The organism is Bifidobacterium sp. UBA4282 (assembly GCF_002394995.1).
Lineage (GTDB): Bacteria > Actinomycetota > Actinomycetes > Actinomycetales > Bifidobacteriaceae > Bifidobacterium > Bifidobacterium pullorum_B.
The window spans coordinates 69345-87926 of record NZ_DGVO01000037.1; the positions used below are offsets into that span (position 1 = coordinate 69345).

General features: G+C 60.5%; 11 protein-coding genes. 2 read left to right on the forward strand and 9 right to left on the reverse strand.

The genetic code is table 11. The features are described 5' to 3' along the window. The 9 genes from B4C31_RS05650 to B4C31_RS05690 form a co-directional block, all read right to left on the reverse strand. On the reverse strand, positions 1 to 2228 hold a 2228-nt coding region (locus B4C31_RS05650; RefSeq protein WP_291531672.1), incomplete at its 3' end, for a DEAD/DEAH box helicase. Between the two features lie 23 nt (positions 2229 to 2251). Beyond that, positions 2252 to 2572, reverse strand: a complete 321-nt coding sequence (locus tag B4C31_RS05655; RefSeq protein WP_291531673.1) for a hypothetical protein — start codon at positions 2570 to 2572, stop codon at positions 2252 to 2254. 11 nt (positions 2573 to 2583) lie between these two features. Next, entirely contained in the window at positions 2584 to 4509 is a 1926-nt protein-coding gene (locus B4C31_RS05660; RefSeq protein WP_033509844.1) for a helix-turn-helix transcriptional regulator, read from the reverse strand. A 133-nt stretch (positions 4510 to 4642) separates the two neighbouring features. Then, entirely contained in the window at positions 4643 to 6040 is a 1398-nt protein-coding gene (locus B4C31_RS05665; RefSeq protein ID WP_291531689.1) for a UTP--glucose-1-phosphate uridylyltransferase, read from the reverse strand. Positions 6041 to 6603: 563 nt separating this feature from the next. Then, positions 6604 to 9807 carry a type III restriction-modification system endonuclease gene (locus B4C31_RS05670; protein WP_291531674.1) on the reverse strand — a complete coding sequence of 1068 codons (3204 nt, stop codon included), beginning with the start codon at positions 9805 to 9807 and terminating at the stop codon, positions 6604 to 6606. A gap of 11 nt (positions 9808 to 9818) precedes the next feature. Beyond that, positions 9819 to 11771, reverse strand: a complete 1953-nt coding sequence (locus B4C31_RS05675; RefSeq protein ID WP_291531675.1) for a site-specific DNA-methyltransferase — start codon at positions 11769 to 11771, stop codon at positions 9819 to 9821. After that, the gene (locus B4C31_RS05680) at positions 11768 to 12466 is read right to left on the reverse strand and encodes a DUF4391 domain-containing protein (protein ID WP_291531676.1); all 699 of its coding nucleotides are present in this window, start codon (positions 12464 to 12466) and stop codon (positions 11768 to 11770) included. Before B4C31_RS05680 ends, B4C31_RS05675 begins: the two co-directional genes overlap by 4 nt. A gap of 5 nt (positions 12467 to 12471) precedes the next feature. Then, entirely contained in the window at positions 12472 to 15606 is a 3135-nt protein-coding gene (locus B4C31_RS05685) for a helicase-related protein (protein WP_291531677.1), read from the reverse strand. Between the two features lie 435 nt (positions 15607 to 16041). After that, positions 16042 to 16467, reverse strand: a complete 426-nt coding sequence (locus B4C31_RS05690; protein ID WP_291531678.1) for a hypothetical protein — start codon at positions 16465 to 16467, stop codon at positions 16042 to 16044. 332 nt (positions 16468 to 16799) lie between these two features. Here B4C31_RS05690 and B4C31_RS05695 point away from each other — a divergent pair, with 332 nt between their 5' ends. Together B4C31_RS05695 and B4C31_RS05700 are read left to right on the forward strand one after the other, a co-directional pair. Next, entirely contained in the window at positions 16800 to 17528 is a 729-nt protein-coding gene (locus tag B4C31_RS05695; protein ID WP_291531679.1) for a hypothetical protein, read from the forward strand. 252 nt (positions 17529 to 17780) lie between these two features. Beyond that, positions 17781 to 18582: bifunctional DNA primase/polymerase (locus B4C31_RS05700; RefSeq protein WP_291531680.1), on the forward strand; the 802-nt coding region annotated here is incomplete at its 3' end.

An 18582-nucleotide genomic window follows, 5' to 3' on the forward strand; every position in this document is an offset into this window, starting at 1 on the left:
CCCCCGTTGCCCCGGCGCGCCTCGTAGACCAGCGCCGACGCCACGGCCGCCATCTGCGAGGGGTTGAGACCGTCGAACACGCCCTTACGCAACGCCTGCGCCACGGTCAGATCCAGTTCGCTGTACAGATGACGCAGCAGCTGGCCCGCCTGCGTCAGCCGATAGTCCGTACGGCCGTCGCGCTCCGCACGTTCCAGATAACCCAACGTGTCCAACACGCCGCAGATGCGGTCGAACTGGCGGGCCACCGAACCGGTTCGCGACTCGTAGCGATGCCTGACGCGTTCCAGCTCGCGGGTCTCCCGGGCCCAACGATGCCCCCAAGTCAGGTGCCGCTGCAGATCCGGGCACTGCCGGCACGGATGCCGCTGCTCGGCCTGGCGCAAGCGCGCGATCCGGCGGTCCAGCTCGCGCATCGCCTGCCGGCGTTCCTGCTCGGATGCAAACGGTTCGTGCTTGATCCGGCGTCGGTCGTTGCGCTCCAGATCCGTCAGCCGCATACGCAGCGTCATGAACTCGCGGAAATCGCCGTGGTCGCAGTCGAACGCCTGCTCGTAGCCCTGCAGGGCCTGCTCCAGCGCCACCATCTGCGATTCCAGCTGTCCCGCGGATTCGTTCGCCTCCCACTGGGCGAAGGAGTGGTCGAGCGTGACGCGGGCGGTGTCCACGTCGCTGGAATTGAGCAGATTCACCGCCATGTTGAAGGTCGGGCGGAAGCTGGAATGCAGCGGGTAGACGCGTTTGCTGGACAGCGCGGCGGCCGTGGCCGGCACGAAGCCGTGATGGTCCACCACCACGGCGTGGCCGATCGTATCGATGCCGCGGCGGCCGGCGCGGCCGGTCAGCTGGGTGAACTCCCCTGGCGTCAACGCCACATGGCCCGTGCCGTCGAACTTCTCCAGCTTCTCCACCACCACGCAGCGGGCCGGCATGTTGATGCCCAGCGCCAGCGTCTCGGTGGCGAACACCATCTTGACCAGTCCCTCTTCGAACAGCCGCTCGACGATCTGCCGGAACAGCGCCACCATGCCCGCATGATGGGCGGCGAAACCCTCCTCCAAAGCGAAGCGGAATCGGGAGAACCGCAATGCTTTGAGGTCCTCCGCGCTCAGCTGCCCCTCGACCATCTCGTCGACTATGCGGCGGATGCGCCGCACCTCGTCCTCGGTGGTCAGCTCCAGTCCGGCGTTCAGGCACTGGTCCACGGCCTGGTCGCAGCCGTTGCGGGAGAAGATGAACGTGATGCCCGGCAGCAGACCGAGATAGTCGAGTTCGTCGACCACAGCCCAACGGCGTGGCACATGCCGTTCCGGTTTGCGCTGCGACTGATGCGCGCGGCCGCCGTGCCTGCGTTCCCGGCCGCGGTCGCGGTTGCCCGCGCGCCGGGCCGCCTGCCGGTCGAGCTGATCCAGCCTGCTGACCAGATGCGCGTTCAACGCGGTGGTCGGGCGGCCATCGGCGTCATGACGGTACAGGTCGATGAGTTCCGGCTCGGTCCGATCGTCGGCCTGCACGAGCACATGCTGCTCCAGCGGCACGGGCCGGTGCTCGGAGACGACCAGCGTGGTCTCGCCGCGCACCGAGGAGAGCCAGCCCGAGAAATCCTCCACGTTGGAGACCGTGGCCGACAGCGCCACGATGCGGACGCTCTGCGGCAGGTGGATGATGACCTCCTCCCACACCGGCCCACGGAACCGGTCGGCCAGATAATGGACCTCGTCTAGGATGACATACCGCAGCGCGGTAAGCGTGGATGAACGCTCATAGAGCATGTTGCGCAGCACCTCGGTGGTCATCACCACAATGTCCGCCTCGGAGTTGATGGAGGTGTCCCCGGTCAGCAGCCCCACGCGATCGGCCCCGTACGCGGCCACCAGATCATGGTATTTCTGGTTGCTGAGCGCCTTGATCGGTGTGGTGTAGAACGCCTTGACGTTGCGCTGCTGCGCCAGATAGATGGCGAAATCGGCGACGATGGTCTTGCCCGCGCCGGTCGGCGCCGCCACCAGCACGTTGCGGTCCGCCTCCAGGGCCTCGTTGGCCTGCCGCTGGAACTCGTCGAGTTCGAACGGTAGCGTCCGCGCGAACTGTTCGGCGACCGACTTGCGCCGTTCCTGGTTGCGGCGGAAGGTCTGATACCGCTGCGAGGGCGAGGGCGAGGCTTGGGCGTTGCCGTGCGGTGCGGATGCGGTGCCGTCCACGGAACGGCGATGATGACGTCGTGGCATGGTCAGATGAATCCCCGGTTCGTTCAGTCGTTGTTGAATCGACGCCAGCGCGCCCAAGCCTCCACATGGCGGCTGCGCTTGGCCTCCCTGCGACGGATGACTTCGGCATGGGCCTGGCTGTAGCGCTCGGAGGCCACTGAAAGCGGCTGGGTGAACAGCGGCGGCTCCGGCTGTTCACCGGATGGCGCGGTGTCCTGGAAGGCGGCCATATGCTCGCCGATGGCGGCGCCGGTCCGGGAGACCTTCCCGAACGCCCTCCACAGATGCAAGGCCGCGTATGCCAGGCCGGCAACGATCATGACCAGCATGAACACCACCAGCACCAACCAGATCCACCAAGGCATGGCGACTCCTCCTACTGCTGCGGCTCGTCGTGCTGGCCGACGCTCAGTTCGCGCTGCGCGCGGGCGACGATCATCGTGCGCAGCGTCTCCGGCGCCACGGCCAGGATATGACGGGCGTGGGAGATGCAGAAGGCCACGAACCACGAATCGGAGGACACCGTCAGATGCACCTTCTCCCCCGCCCCGCAGCTTTCCACCGTGGCGCCGGATAGGGTCTTGATGAACGGCAGATGCGGCTGGTCGGTGATGAACACCGCCGGCGTGCCGTTGTCGAAGTTCCACTTGCGCAGTTCGCTGACCGGCACATCGGGGATGTCGACCTTCTGCGTGGGCTTGACGAGCTCGGCATGCTCGATGCGCGCCAGACGGAGCGTCTGCCAGATGCGGGGCTCCCCGGTGGCCTTGTTGATCGTCATGTCCTTCTTGACGTACTTGAGCTTGTCCTTCGGCGCGGCGTCGGCCACGTCGGTCCACACGGCCGTATAGTACGCGCCCTCATCCACGAAGATCTTGGCCGGGGCCACCAGCTTGCGGCGCGTGCGGCCGGCGCCATCGGTGTATTCCATATCCAGCAGCGAATCGGTGGAGATCGCCCGCTTGACCACCGAGAAGCTGTGGGGCTCCACCTCGTAGCCGGTCAGGCTCAGCCACGGGATCTCGCCGGGCTCCACATGCTGACGCAGCCGCTTGTTCAGCGAGGCGGCCTTGGCACGCTGCTCCTCCGGCAGGAGCGGCGAATGCGCCAGATAGCTGACCGAGGCGGTCAGCATGCTCAGATACTGCGGGGAGATACCGGCCAGACGCTCCAGGCCGAGCGAATTCGTGGCCGAGACGATGCCCTCGGCATCCAGCAGCGACCAGTCGATATCGAAGAACTGGCTGCCGGCCATCTCGCCGTCGTCGGACACCGTGGTCAGCGTGTTGATGTCCTTATGGATGGTGGCGACATGCTTGCGGCGTTCGTCGTTGTTCTTCGGCTTGCCGATGAACCGTTCCGCCAGTTCCTCCAGCGAGAACTCCTCGCCCAGATGGGCCGAGAGGAACAGCATCAGCCGCAGGCGGCGATCCACCTCGCTGCCGGTCTGGAAGGAGGCGTTCTTCTTCTGATGGGCCGCCATCTCCTCCGGATCCTCCTCGTCGTCCTCGGACTGACGGCTGATGGACGGGGAGACGACCGTGGCGGAGGCGGGGCTGGCCGATTCGTCGGCCAGCTGGAACTGCGAGGCGGCGTTGAGCCTGCGATGGAACGCGTCCACGGCCTCCTGCGGGCTGACGATGGCGGCACCCGGGTGCTGCAGGACGAACATGGCCAGGTCGTCGGAATCGGTATAGGCCACGTTGAGCAGCTCGCCGTCCACGTCGACCGTGGCGGCGAACCGACGCGAATCGATGACCTTCACCAGCGCGTCGGGGATGGCCTGGGTGCCGAGACCCGGGGCGATCGAGTCCAGACCGAGTCCGGGAATCGGCGTCTGGGGCACACGCGGCGCGGTACGCGAGGCATGCTGCTGCACCTGCTGCTGCGAGGGTGCGGAGGAGATCGACATGGAACGGGCCAGATAGTTGGCCGCGGCCAGGATCGGCAGGTCCTCCTGGGCGAACCGCAGGCGGATGCGCGGCTCGTCGCCCAGCTGCAGGCGGTACGAGGCGAAATCCTGCCCCTCCGACTTCGAGGAATACTCGGGCTGGCGCGATTCGATGGCGATGCCCATGGCGGCGAGCTTGGCACGGTCGCGTTGGAACTGCTTGGCGAAGGCGGCCTTGGCCGCCTGGTCGGCCAGCTCCCCGTAGGAATCGGCATACGCCTTGACACGCTGCGCGATCTGGCGGGAGGTCAGCCACTGTGGGAAGGCCGACGACAACACTGCCAACACGTCAAGCTCATGCTTGCCCCACTTGTCGGAGAAACGACGTCTTCCGTTGCTACCCTCTGCCATTCGTCCTCACGTATCGTTAGAGTCCTGTATGTAAGTGTGCACCTCACAACACACCTTGTTCCATATTAGAGTGTTTTTCCTCCGTCCGCGCGACATTTCACAAAAAACTGTCGTTTTCTTGTCCGATGAGGTGTCAGAACGCCCAATCATCGGGCTCGATGCCCTGCGGTCCCACATACTCGCCGTTCGGCACGTAGCTGGGTCGTCCCTGGTCCTCCAGCGTGGCGTCGGCGAACATGATGACGTTCTGCCCGAACGTCCAGTCGCCCCGCACCGTCACCGAATTCGCGGCCGCGAGCGACGGCACCGAATACGGGAACCGTTCGTTGAAGTCGCTGATGTTCTTGTAGTAGCGCGGGTCGAGGTCCACATTCGGGAAGATGTAGTTGCCGTCCTCCATCTCGTAGGAGTCGGTCAGGTGGAACCGGTCCGAGCGCATGATGAACAGGTCGTTCGTGGTCTTGACCGGCAGGAAACGCATGCGGTCCACCTGTACGCAGATGGCGCCGTCGAACAGGCTGATGGCCGCGCCCATCGCGGTTTCCAGCTGCACGACCTTCTGCGTATTGGCATCGGTGGGATCGACGGTTTTGAAGTTGCGGATCACCGGCAGCGGCAGCACGCCGTCGTACTCGGCGAGCTTGGCCTTGAGCGCGTCGATGCGCACCCAGATGCTGTTGGTGTTGAAATACGGGTGCTTGGCGATATCCTGCGCGTCCGCCTTGTCGTCCGGATGCACCTGGCTCATCTCGCGCAGCAGCAGACGGCCGGTGGCCTTGTCGCGTACGATGTGCCCGCCCTTGCGGTCGGCGTAGGTGCGGGTGGCCACCTCCACCATGAACGGCGCGCCCGTGTTCTCGAAGTGCTGGGCCAGCGTGCGTGAGGGGCGCGCGCCCAGGTTGTCGGAGTTGGAGATGAACAGGTACTTGAACCCCTGCTCCTCCAGGATGTCCAGTAGGCCGGACTCCCAGATCGTGGAGTACAGATCGCCGTGGCCCGGCGGGCACCATTCGAGATCGGGGTTCTCCGGGAACTCCACCGGCTCGCCGGTTTCGGCCACGATCTTCGGCTCGACGTGTTGGATGATCTCCATCGGCACATCATCCTGCGTGAAGCGGCGGTTGGCCTTGAGCACCTTCATCGTGTCCTCGGAGGTGCGGAACGAGTTCATCAGCGTCAGCGGCAGACGGACGTTGAGTCTGGTGCGGGCCGTGACCACCTGGCCGATGATGATGTCGATGAACCGCATCTGCTTGGCCTTGTGGCGGCGCACCGGCAACAGCGACTTGGCGCATTCCAGGCCCATCGAGGTGCCCAGGCCGCCGTTGAGCTTGAGGAACGCGGTCTTGGCGAAGGCGTCGACCGCCTTGTCATGGTCGATGGTCTTGTAGACGTCATGGAAGCTGGGCACGCCGGTCAGCGGTTCCACGCTGTCCTCGCGGATCCAGCTGCTGGCCTCCTCGGTGCGCCAGACGTCGTACAGCCGCTTGAACTGGGCGACCGCCGTGTCGCTCATGCCGTGGGCCTTCATCTTCTCGGCCGAATGCTCGAATACGTCGCTCACGTCCCTACCCTTTCCTTCAGACTTCGACGCCGTCGCGCGCGAACCGATATGTCACGCGGACCGTATGTCACGTGGGCCAATATCTCAACAGTCTAGCGTCACTACGGGGGTATGGACGTGTTCCTACGCCCATACCCGGTGAACAATCGGTGAAGAGACTACGGATGTGGGCGGTGGTGGGGTCTTTCGAGCGGGGATAACTGTCGGCAGTAAAGCAAAAGGGCGGAACCTAACGGTTTCCGCCCTAGTCGTCGGGCCGGCGGGACTTGAACCCGCGACCCCTTGCTATAACGGGTGGTTTTTGCGCTGTTTTGCACTGTCATGCGTCAACCACCTTTTTGGCTATTTTTCAACGTTTTGAAGCCATCCTAGCTTTGCGTACGGACACGCTGTTAGGCGCTGTTGAGAGTAGCAATGTACCCGATTTGTACCCGATTTCGTACGCGGACACGTTCAGTGCGCCGCGCCTATTGAGGCAGTTATCGTGTGCCCTGGCATTTCTCCTCCGTCCTGTATCCGCGATAGTGGTGCTATTGCAGTGCCTTCACCTGATCGAGGAGATCCTCGTAGGTGACGGCCTGTTCGTAGCGGACGTCGTCCGCCAACTGCAGATCGTTGAAGAGGCGTTTGGCGCATGCGATCTTGCTGGCTTCCACGGTGCGCAGTTCCAGCGAGCTCATGTCGCCTTTGGTTTCGGCGACAAAGAAGATGTGCTTCAAACCACTGTCCTCACGGAAGGCGACCGCCCAGTCGGGCGCGTAGTTGCCGACCGGCGTGGGGATTTGGAAGCCGCGCGGCAGCTTGGCGTAGACCGCGACTTCGGAAGCGGCTTCGAGCCCTCGGGTGAATTGCGCCTCCACACCCTTCCGGGGATCTCCGTCGGGGAACACCCAGTCCTGCACGCATTTGCTGACCCGGATGGCGTCGGTCTCGTCGCGCCCGCCCGCGTTGACGAAGATGGTGGAATCGTATTCGCCTTGGATCCGGTCGTAGCTGATGTGGTCCACGATCATCGCGGCCTTCTGCTCGATGATCAGACGGCTGACCTTGGCGATGAACTGCTCCGGGTTGTCCCGGAACATGCGGAACTTGTCCGGCCGGATACCCTTGAGGATCCTCGCGGCGCAACGCCGGGTGATGGTCGCGGCCTGGGCGATCTCGCCGAGCAGGTCGTATTTGACGCCGTTGGTCGTGTCGATGTCGAGGTCGCGCGTGTAGCTGCCGTTCGTCTCGCGCTTGAAGTGCTGGCCCACGGCCAGATCCGCACGGAACGCCTCCCGGCGTTGGATGCCCTTGGTGACGGTGTACGAGAGCTTGGCCACCACGAGCTTGGAATCAATCTCCCTGACCGCGTTCCTGACCAGTTCGTCGTCGTTGAAGTGCACGGTGTACGCGTACTTGTGGTTGATGCGCTTCCAGAGCTCCTGGAACTCCTTCTTCTGGAAATTGGCGTTCAGGTCGTTGCGGCCGATCTTCCGTTTGAGCGCGTTGCCGACGATCACGCCGGTGACGTTCTCCAGCACCGACTTCAAGACGATCTCGACAGCCGGGATCTTGGCCTGCAACGGTGCGGGCAATGCGGCCACGAATTCCCCGTCCAGCCCTTGTTCGGCGAACTTATCGGTGAGTTTGCCGCTCTCGTCGATCAGGTCGTGCTTGTAGAGCCGCAGGTACACGGTGTTGGATTCCTCCGGCGTGAACGTGACCGGATCGACGCCCTCGTATCCGGGGCCGAGCTGTTCGGCCGGGATGCTGACCTTGCTGAGGAACGCGTTGTCGATCCTGATCGGACGGTCGCGCAGTTCGCTCCTGATGTCCTTCTGCAGTGCTTCGGCGAATTTCTCGTAACTCTCCGAGGCGATCACGGTCAGCAGGTTGACCTCCTGCACGGCGCCCTCGCCAAGCACGTTCAGGTCCTGGCGTACACCGTCCTTGTTGACACACAGGCGCAGGCCGCGCCCGACCTCCTGGCGTTTGCTGATCTCGTTATCCGAGTGCTTGAGCGTGCAGATCTGGAACACGTTCGGGTTATCCCAGCCCTCGCGCAGGGCGGAATGGCTGAAGATGAACCGGGTCGGCTCCTCGAAGCTCAACAGGCGTTCCTTGTTCTTCAGGATCAGGTCGTAGGCGTTCACGTCGTCGCTCTCGTCCGACCCACGCTTGAGCTTCGAGTCGATGGAACGCCCGTGCTTGTCGATGCTGAAGTACCCCTTGTGCACGCTGTGGCCCCACGTGGTGCGCAGCCAGTCGAGATAACCATGGCCGTCGTCCAGTCGGCCCTGGAGGAACCATTGCACGCAGCGATCGTATTCCTCCTCGAAGATCCTCGCGTACTCGCCGTCGACCTCGTTGCCCTCCTCGTCATACTGACGGTATTTGGCGACCTCGTCGATGAAGAACAGGCTCAGGCACTTGATGCCCCGAGCCCACAAGTGTTCCTCCTTCTGCAGATGCGAGAGGATTGTCTCGCGGATCTGGATACGCCGCATGTCCGCCTCGGAACCATCGTTGAGCACCTGCCCCTTGCGCAGGGTCTCACCGTTGAGGAACCGCACATAGCCAAGCTGATTATCTTGATCGGGCACGATGCCGTCAGGGGCGATGCGCCAACCGTCACGGTAGGCCTCCAGCCCTCCGGAAGCGGGATGCAAATCATCGTTCTCATTGAACGAGCCGACGGCGGTGGTCACGCCGCCGACGGCGGAGAGCTTCTTGTATTCGATGCGCGCGATCGGCGGCCTGTTCTTCGACACGATGATGTCCTGCAAGTACAGGTAGCCGTCGGTACCACGCATGTTATGCAGCTCGAAGCCCTTGACCTCGATGCGCTTGACCAACCGCTGGTTATAAGCGTCCAACGCATCCAACGAATACACGAGATCATGCTTTTCCCGGTGCGTGGCCGAATAATGCAACGCGAACAACGGGTTGAACTGGCGGATACCGTCCTGCGTGGCCTTGCCACCCATCTTCTGCGGCTCATCCAGAATCACGATCGGCCGCAGGGCGCTGATCACGTCGATAGGCCGGCGGGAGCCGAACTCATCACGCTCCGAGAAGATAATGCGCGACTCCTTGCTGCGCCCGCCCTCCTTCATCGACGCGTTGAACGCCTGCATATTGATGACCATCACACTGATATCCGACGACTGGGCGAACGAGTCCAACTCGTTGAGGTTCGACGAGTTGTACACGAACCAGTTGAGCTTTTTACCGTAGCCTTCGTTGCCATCACGGCCGGACGTGTAGAAATAATCGGCGGTCAACTCCAACGACTTGGCCACGCCCTCACGGATCGCGATGGACGGCACCACAATGATGAACTTGGTCCACCCATACCGGCGGTTCAGCTCGAACATCGTCTTCGTATACACGAACGTCTTGCCCGTGCCCGTTTCCATCTCCACATCCAGACTCACCGCACCCAACGGTTTGGCGAACAAATGCTTCGACGCCATCAGATCCTGCCGGTTCTGGATACCACGGATGTTCGCGAGTAGCTGTTCGGAGGTCAACTCCAAGTCCGCGTTGCGATAACCCGTGTCGTCATCCATCTCGGAAGCGTCGAACAGTTTCGCGCCACGGTTGGCCTGGTCCTGGCGGATGTCACGGCTGCGCACGCCCACATCGCGGATATAGTTCACACCCTCATGCCTGGGCTGGCCCTCGAACACATCGCACACCGCGTTCGCCGCATCCGTCTGATACTGGTACTGAGAAAACTCGAACTTCACGTCAAGCCTCCTTAGATGATGCGGATCTGCGTCTGGCCATCAAACGCGTTCGCCGACTGCTTGAAGATCTCAGTGAAATTCGTACGCGCGGCGCTATCCGGCAAGCTCTTCTCCGCCACCACCACATACGACGGCTTCGGATCAAAGTCCGCCATGCCACGAATCAACGACTCGGGAATATCCGCATCGAAACAAGCCAGCAACTGGCCGCCGTTCACGCTATACACCGTATAACCGGCAAACGGCTCACCCGACAATGTCTCGATGCTGGACGTGTACGGCAACTGGAACGTCGGCAGACACTCGAACAGCAAATCAAGCGATGAACGACCCTCCTTAGTGTTGTCATCATCCAGATCAAGAGCATCTTGCGTGTATTCAGCCGGGGTCTTGCGCACATCCTCATAACACGAAGAATCCACGCGCAACACACGGAATCCAATATCAGGCACCCGCTTCACTTCGCCATCAAGCCTGCCCTGAGCATTCTCCGCCTCAACCTCGGCCTTGATCTTCTCACCAGCACGACGAATACGCTCCTCACCAATTTCACAGATGGTCGAGTAACCAGCTTTATGCGCTTCACTAGATTCGTCGGTATGTTCCGGCAGTTGAATCAAAATGAACTTACGACGCCAATCATCCTTGGCATTTTGATTCATAACAGCATGAGCCGTTGTTGCGGAGCCAGAGAAAAAGTCAAGCACATAGTCATCTGAAGACGTGACAATATATAGTATTTTTTCCAACAAACCAACCGGTTTTGGATTGTCAAATATTCCTTTTCCGAGTAGTTCGGTCAGAGTATGGCTTGCTTTCTTATTGCCTTCAATATCATCCCAATAATTGGAGATTTGTTTAGTTCTATTTTGTAGATAATACTTGATATATGGCTTATATTCTCCATTATCATTCTTTTTCCATATGACGTAATCGTCATTTTCCCATTTTTTAAATTGCTCCAGCGAACCCCTCCAACGGCTTTCATACCCACCAGGACCAATAGGATAAACTTCACTTCCATCAGGTGCCGTTAACGGATAATACAAATTGGGCCTATTAACACGCCTATCATTTGAACCAGTTTTCCTGAATTGCAGAATGCTGTATTTACCTCGGGAATCACTCATATTGAACCGAGCAATATCCTTTTCGGACATTGGAAGACCACGTAATTTAACACTATTCTTTTCCTTTGCATATAACAACAGGTAATCGATGCTGCTGCCGATATCCTTTGCATCCTGACCGGTAGTCGTTCCTTTAGCAACAGAAATACAACCAACGTAATTAATCGATCCAAAAACGGTATCTAAAATCGTCTTTAGATTGAACAATTCGTTGTCATCGATACTTATTGCTATTAGCCCTTCAGATTCCAATAAATCTCGAGCTATAAGCAGACGAGGATAGATCATTGAGCACCAGTCGGAGTGGAAGCGCCCGTTGCTTTCGGGGTTGGCGACGAGCTGGCCGCCTTCGTCGTCCCAGTCGCCGTTTTCGGCTTTATCTTCGGCGATGGTTTTGCCGTAGTTGTCTTTGTAGATGAAGTCGTGGCCGGTGTTGTAGGGCGGGTCGATGTAGATGAGCTTGATCTTGCCGGCGTAGGTTTCGCGCAGGATCTTCAGCGCGTCGAGGTTGTCGCCTTCGATGTAGATGTTCTGGGTGGTGTCCCAATCCTTGCTGCGTTCCTTGACCGGGCGTAGTGTTTTGCTAATCGGTTTGCGGGCTTCAGCTTTGGCGGCTCGTTTGCCGGGCCAGGTGAACTGGTAGCGTTCGCGTGTGCTTTCGGCCACGTCGCCGAGCTTGTCGCGTAGTGCGTCGAAGTCGATGGCGCGCTTGGTTTCGCCGGTCTGCGGATCGGTGATTTCGGTGAGCACGTCGGGGAACAGGGCGGCGAGCTTGTCCACGTTCTCCTCGGTGAGGTCGGGCGTGTGGCTTTCGATGTGTTGGATGTCGCTCATTGCTGTTCTCCTTGCAGTCGGTGGAGCTCTTCGGTAACTTCCCGCAGCTGGTTCCACAGTTCGTTGCGTCTGCTGATCTGCCTGGCTTTGGCGTGGGCCGTTTCCAGGCGTTGCTGTTCGGCGCTGAGTCTCATTATCCTCTCCCTGACGGCGATTCGTTGGTCGACATTCTCGGGAGTTTCGTCATTCAACACGGTCTGCGAACACAGGGAGTCCCAGACCTGTTCCAGATTTGACCCGACGAGCCGGATACCGGAACCGTCCAGGGAGCGAGGGTCGCTCACGTACAGGCGTCCCTCGTGGATTCCTGCGTTGACGTTCGCATTGCGGAACACTGCCGTCCTGTAGCCGGTTCCGTCGGGGATGACGTACAGTACTTTGACGGCGTGATGGGTCATGTCGTCGCGGAAGCGGGAGAACCGCTCCAGCACCGCGGAGGGCAGCCGCTCGCCTTTGAGTTTCACCTCAATCACGCTGATCTCGCGTACATGCCGACCGTCGGGGATGCCGGTCTCTTTGGAACGGATCACGGCGAGCATGGTCAGCGATTCGATGTCGTCGATGAACTGGCGCTTCAGTCTTGCGGTGATTTCAAGACCCTGGTAGAACGCCTCCTTGGGCAGACGGCCACGGTTGGCGGGAACGGCGGTGACGCTGGGCAGGCCGAGCATGCCGGCGGCGAGGATTGCGGGCATGGGGGTCACGCCTCCCTGCTTTGGACCACGAGGAAGCAGACGAGCTCGAAGTCGTCCAGCCCCTGCACGCCGGGGTCGAGGAAGGTGCTCAGCCCGTCGCCGAACAGGCTGTCCACCGCCGACTGCTCGTCCTGCCGGATGATGCCGCCCACCGCGGCCTCCAACAGCTTGGAGGCGTGGCGCATGTCCTTGCCGTTGCGTGTGGCCTTGTTGTACGCGGCGCACAGCTTCGGATCGTGTTCGTCCTTGCCCTTGCACAGGGAGCGCATCAGGTCGAGGCAAGCCTTGGGCTCCAAGTGCCCGTGGAGGATTTCGCCGTTGTCTTTCACGTACACGAGGTAGTAGGGGTGGATCTGGTTGCGGCCGCCGATGTTGACGGCGTTGTTCACGTTCCGCAGTACGAACAGGATGCCGGGGTCCGTTCCCCGCACGATCGCGTTGATGCCGGTGGGCACATGCTCGATGTCGGGATTGGCTTTGTGGTATTCGACCAGGTCCATACGGAACTCGTTGAGGCCGAGGTCGGTGATGCTGATGCCGCCCTCCACGCCCTCCAGATCGGGTATCTCGTTCTGCATCTGCCGGAGCTGTTTCTCGCGGTAGGCGAGGTCACCGTGCTCGTTCTCGTTGATGTAGTCGTCGTCGCCCGTGGAGGTCATGACCGTCAGCCGCATGCGCGCTTCCACTCGATCCTTGAGTCGAAGGTATTTGTCGAGGTCCATGTCGGGCCAGTAGTTGACCAGTTGGATGCGCTGGTTCGTGGATCCGATGCGGTCCACGCGGCCGAAGCGCTGCACGATGCGGACGGGGTTCCAGTGGATGTCGTAGTTGACCATCATGTCGCAGTCCTGCAGGTTCTGCCCCTCGCTGATGCAGTCCGTGGCGATCAGGATGTCGATGTCGCAATCCTTCAACCTTGGGTCGGTGACGTTGCGTTCCTTGGACTCGGGGCTGAAACAGGCGAGGATGTCTCCCATGTCGCCGCCGACCTTCCTTACCGTGCAGCGGCCGGGCCTCGAACCGGTCACCTCCGCCGTCTCAAGACCGAGTGTCTTGGCGTATTCGCCGACGTGTTCGTACAGGTAGTCGGCGGTATCGGCGAACGCGGTGAATACGAGGATCTTCCGGTTGCCCTCGTTGATCGGATGCTCCTGCTTGTCCCTGATGGTCCGGTACAGGCGTTGGAGCTTGGCGTCATGCTCGGGGTCGATGTCCCGAATCATGGCGAGGAGCTCGCGGATGACCTGCATGTCGGCCTGGATGTAGGAGCGCCAACTCTTCCAGTCCATGTCCGAGAGGGCGAACTGGGTCTTGCCCTGGGTGGTGAACTCGATCTCCTCCGCGTCATCCTGGTCAAGGTCGAACCCTTGGTCGAACCTGTCCGTATCGATCCGGTCGAACATGCCGAGACTCCTGTGCTCGTTCCGGTATTGCTCGTATTTGTCGATGACCTTCACGGTCTCGTCCATGTACCCGTAGACGCGCTTCAGGGTGACGCGGAAGGAGTGCACGCTGCTTTCGAAACGCTTTAGGAGGTTGGTGGCCATGAGCTTGCGCACACCGGCCTCGCGCCCGCTCGTGGTCAACCCCTCGATTCCGTCCTTGTCGAAATACTTGCCCCTGGCGCTTTCATGGAGGAACTCTGACGGCATGTACAGGGCAAGCCTGAGCCTCTCCAACTCGTCGTAGATTCGATCGTAGGTCACCGCGTCCGGCTGGGTGGACAGCTTCGGGCGGATCGTCTGCGGTTTCAGACGTTCGGGGAAGCTGCCGATCGCGTTCATGTCGTAATAGCGTTTGATGTGCCTGCGGCTGCGCGCCACGGTCACCTGGTCGAGAACCTTGAAGAAATCGAAGTCCAAACGATCCATCAGATTCTTGGTAGTGCGCTCCTCCGGGTCGAGCTTCGCCCACGCGCCGTACGCCTTCTGCGCGTTACGGAACACGGTATCGATGTCCGTCGTGAGACCGAGCTTTCCCGTCCAGTCGTCGTCGTTGCCCTCGTAGGCCAACGCGAGCTGGTTCTGCAGGTCGCGGAACCGGTTGTTCACAGGGGTCGCGGACAGCATCAGCACCTTCGTCCTCACGCCCCTGCGGATGACCTTCTCCAAAAGCTTCCGGTAGCGGTTCTCCTTGTCGTCCGCCTTGGCGGCGGAATCGTTGCCGTTACGGAAGTTGTGCGATTCGTCGATCACCACCAGGTCGTAATTGCCCCAGTCGACCAGTCCGATGTCGATACCCATGTTTGACGGGCCCTTCGAACGGCTCAGGTCCGTATGGAACAGCACGTCGTAGCGCAGCCGGTCATCACGCAGCGGGTTGTTGACCACGTTGGAACGGAACGTCATCCAATTGTCCTTGAGCTTCTTCGGACACAACACCAGCACATTGCGGTTGCGCGCCTCGAAATACTTGATCACCGCCAACGCGGTGAACGTCTTACCCAAACCCACCGAATCCGCCAGAATGCACCCGTTGAACGTCTCCAACTTGTTGATGATCGCCAACACCGCGTCCCTCTGGAAGTCGTACAACTTGTTCCAGATCACACTCTCGCGGTAGCCCGTGCCCTCCTTGGGCAGCACGTCCTCGTCGACGTCCTCCAGAAACTCGCTGAAGATCCGATACAAGGCCATGTAATACACCAATTCGGGCGGATTCTCCCGATACATCTGCTCGATGTTGTCAAGCACCGTCTGGGTCACATCCTGCAACTGGCCACTGTCCCACGCCTGATCGAACTGGTCGATGAAGCCCCGGGCCTGCACAGCATCCATCCTAGCCACCCCCGGATACGAGGAGGCTCGGTGGCTGACGCCCAGCTGCGTCGTGGAGAACTCCTGGAACGGCATATACGCGGTCGTCCCGCCCTCGCCTTGCACGCCAAGGAACGGGGAGAGGCCGTTGTCGTTCTGGAACGACATGAACCGGGCCTGCTTACGTCGGATCCATTCAGCGCACTCCACCGCGATGGCCTTCTGCGTCAACTCGTTACGCAGCCTGATCTCCAGCTCGGTCCCGTACAAACCCTGCTCGCGCTGAAGGCGGGGAATATAGAACTCGCGCTGCTCCTTCGGCGTCTTCTCTCTGACGAACGACTTCGACGTGAAAATGAACCGGAACCCGCCAACACTCTCCAACTGCTCCCGAAGCTCGCGATACGCATACATCGAAAACAAAGACGATGCGACGGAAATCCGATCGCCCTCCCGTATCGTCCGTACCAGATCATCCTTGACCAACGCGGTCCTGTTATCAATAAACCCTGAATCCATCACACCAGTACAGTGTATCCGGCAAAACCGTCAAGCGGTCGCAGAACCCGCCTAACGCAGAAAACCGACACTGGCACGATACCGGAAATCGGGACAGAACGTGCACGACCTGCATCAGGACATCCGACAAAATTGAAAGCCAGAAGACCACCCGACTACAAATCAAAAGACCGCCAACACAACAATAAGCGTTGCGCCAGCAAGACGAATCCGGGAGAAACGTCTTGCCCTAAGACATAAGCGAAGCGGGATCATCTCTGCATTCCAAGACAACCCCGCTTCACAGCATGCATCCGCACGTTATTCCGTCTGTCCTGTCAGGTACCGGATGGACTCGTCGGAGATCAGCTGCCCGTACCATTCGTCGATGTCATCGATCGGCTCGTCGGGATCGTAATCCCGAGTCACCTCGATGATTTCCTCGTGGATGAGGAAGAGCGGATTCGACCACGGGTCGTTGATCACGTCCGGATCGTTTTGTGGCGTGGGCAATCCCATCCTTGCCGCGAGCTCGTCCTGCATCTGAGCGGACCAAAACATAGGCATCCCGTCCTCAAACCCGTAACGACGGAGCACCTCGGCCTGCTTTTTCGCCGTCCACGCAGCCAGATGCTCCAGCTCAGGGGCGGTCCAATCCTGGCTGTCCACGTACGCCATGAACGATTCACGCGTCCACCCGACCTCGGGGGAATCGTGCTGGGCGACATACTCTTGCTCGGGAGTCATAGTGCATTCCCTTCTCATCCGCTGGCGGATGATCGTTTCTGTATGTGCACCCATATGTATGCGTCCGTGACGCGAGTTGAATCCGCGCAGCTAATGCCCCGAGGCGTTTGCCGCGGGAAACCGTGTCGTGTAAGTACAGGCGACAGAGGCGTGTCTCTATCATTGGGGGTATGCGCGCCAAATTGACTGATATTCTCGCGAAGGCGACCCAGGACGCTCTGAGGATGCTGGACAGGTCCCCTCGACGGATAGTGGGGACGCCGCCAATGTACGCGTATCGCTTGTGCATATATCCCGAAATGATGAAGAGGGGGATGACACAGGGAGGCGACTTGGCCGTTGACGCTTTGATCGACAACGGCCACTCTTGGTCGGAGCTCGTCGCGCAAGATGAGGACAAAGAAAGGACGATGGGCGACAAGTTTGCGGTGCAATACAAGAGCACTTGGACGGGTCTGCCCGTTTGTCGCGAAGTGTCGATGCCGTATGCAGGGTGCCTGCTCGCCCTTGACGCCGCCCTTGGCAAACAACAAACCCGCCTGATGCTGCGCTGTTGCATACGCCATAAAGGGGAAATGGTTTTTGTCCCTCCGCTGCTCCGCCCGGACGATGTGCCGTTGATTGAAGCGCTCACGAAGACTATTCTGAAGGATTCTTGGCCTTTGGACAAGAGGGGGGAGCAGGATCTGAAATGTGAAATCGCGGCGGGCATGGCTCGCGACGCGGTCCGCGACGGGCGTGGAGTGGTCGAACATTTCGACAGACGACACAAGGTGCCCAATCTCGTCAAACGTCTCGCCGGGTTGGTGGTGCTTTGCCATGCCGAGGTAGAGGATCCCAGTCCGAGGAGGGCTCTTAAGGCTGTCCTCATGGTCGATTCACCAAAGGGCGGTGCGGTGCGGCTGGCGGAGTATTGTCCACGAAACCGTGTGTATCCGTTCCTGATGTCCCATAGGGGAATCCCCCTCGTCGCAACGGTGAGCAAAACCCCCGTCTTGCACCACCGCAATCCCGCTTTGACGCTGTATATCGCCGAAGCTGATTATTTCGTCGGCCGATAATCATCATCGGCCAACGCCGTTCGTTCTTCCCGTCACTGGCCGCCAGGGCTTTCGCCTACCTCGAGGCCTCCTGGACCACGGCTGTGACGCGCTTGCACAGCCCTCTGGTGTCAAAGATGCCGCATATCTACTGATATATGCAAAAACCAAGTAGATTATTACTTTTTTGCAATTCGATGACGCGGTTATTCCTGCTGTCGCATGTATATGCGCGAAGGTCATGGAAGGTCCATGCCCCTCGGAAAGAAATACATGGACACTAACTACATCCCGTCAGGCGGCACGGCTTCGCCGTTCTGGCGGTCGTGCGAGGAATATCGCAGGGCAGGGTGGCTTCAGGTCATCCCCTGCAAAGGGAAGCGGCCTCTGGTCGCCGGTAAGCATGGGAGGAATCACACCAGCGTCTCGACGCTGGATCTGCAGCGGTGGGCGAAGATGCCGAGGCTGGCGGACGCTCAGATTGCCGTCGGCATGCCCTGGTGGCCCGATGGGACCTGCGTGATCGGTCTCGATCTTGACGACCCGTCAAAGCATCAGGCCCAGGGCGACGGCGTCAAGACCCTGCATGAGCTCGAATCACGGCTCGGGGCCCTGCCGGCGACGTGGACCAACGGTCACAACGACACCCCCTACCGGCACCGATTCTACCGCACCAAGCTGGCGGAATACTCGCCGCTGGGGGCGGGCATCGACCTGCTCACCCCGCACAACAGGTACGCGGTGGTCTGGCCGAGCGTCCACGCCAGCGGCGAGGTATACGGGTGGAAGAATCCGTCCGGAGAGGATTGCGGAATCCCGACCCCGGAAGAGATCCCCTTCCTGCCCGAATCCTGGGCGGGACGGCTGATCCGTGGCGGCAGCGGCCTGAAGGCCGTCGACGAGTCCGACACTCACGAATCCCGGCGTCGGGGCGAGGGGCTGGATGCCGGGCAGGAGATGTGCCCGTGGATGAATCAGCTGGCGCAACGGTGGGTGACGGACCCGTACATGGGCCGCAGCTGCCGGCACGACGGTTGGCTCCGCCTGTGCATGCTCATGCTGAACGCGCAGGCGG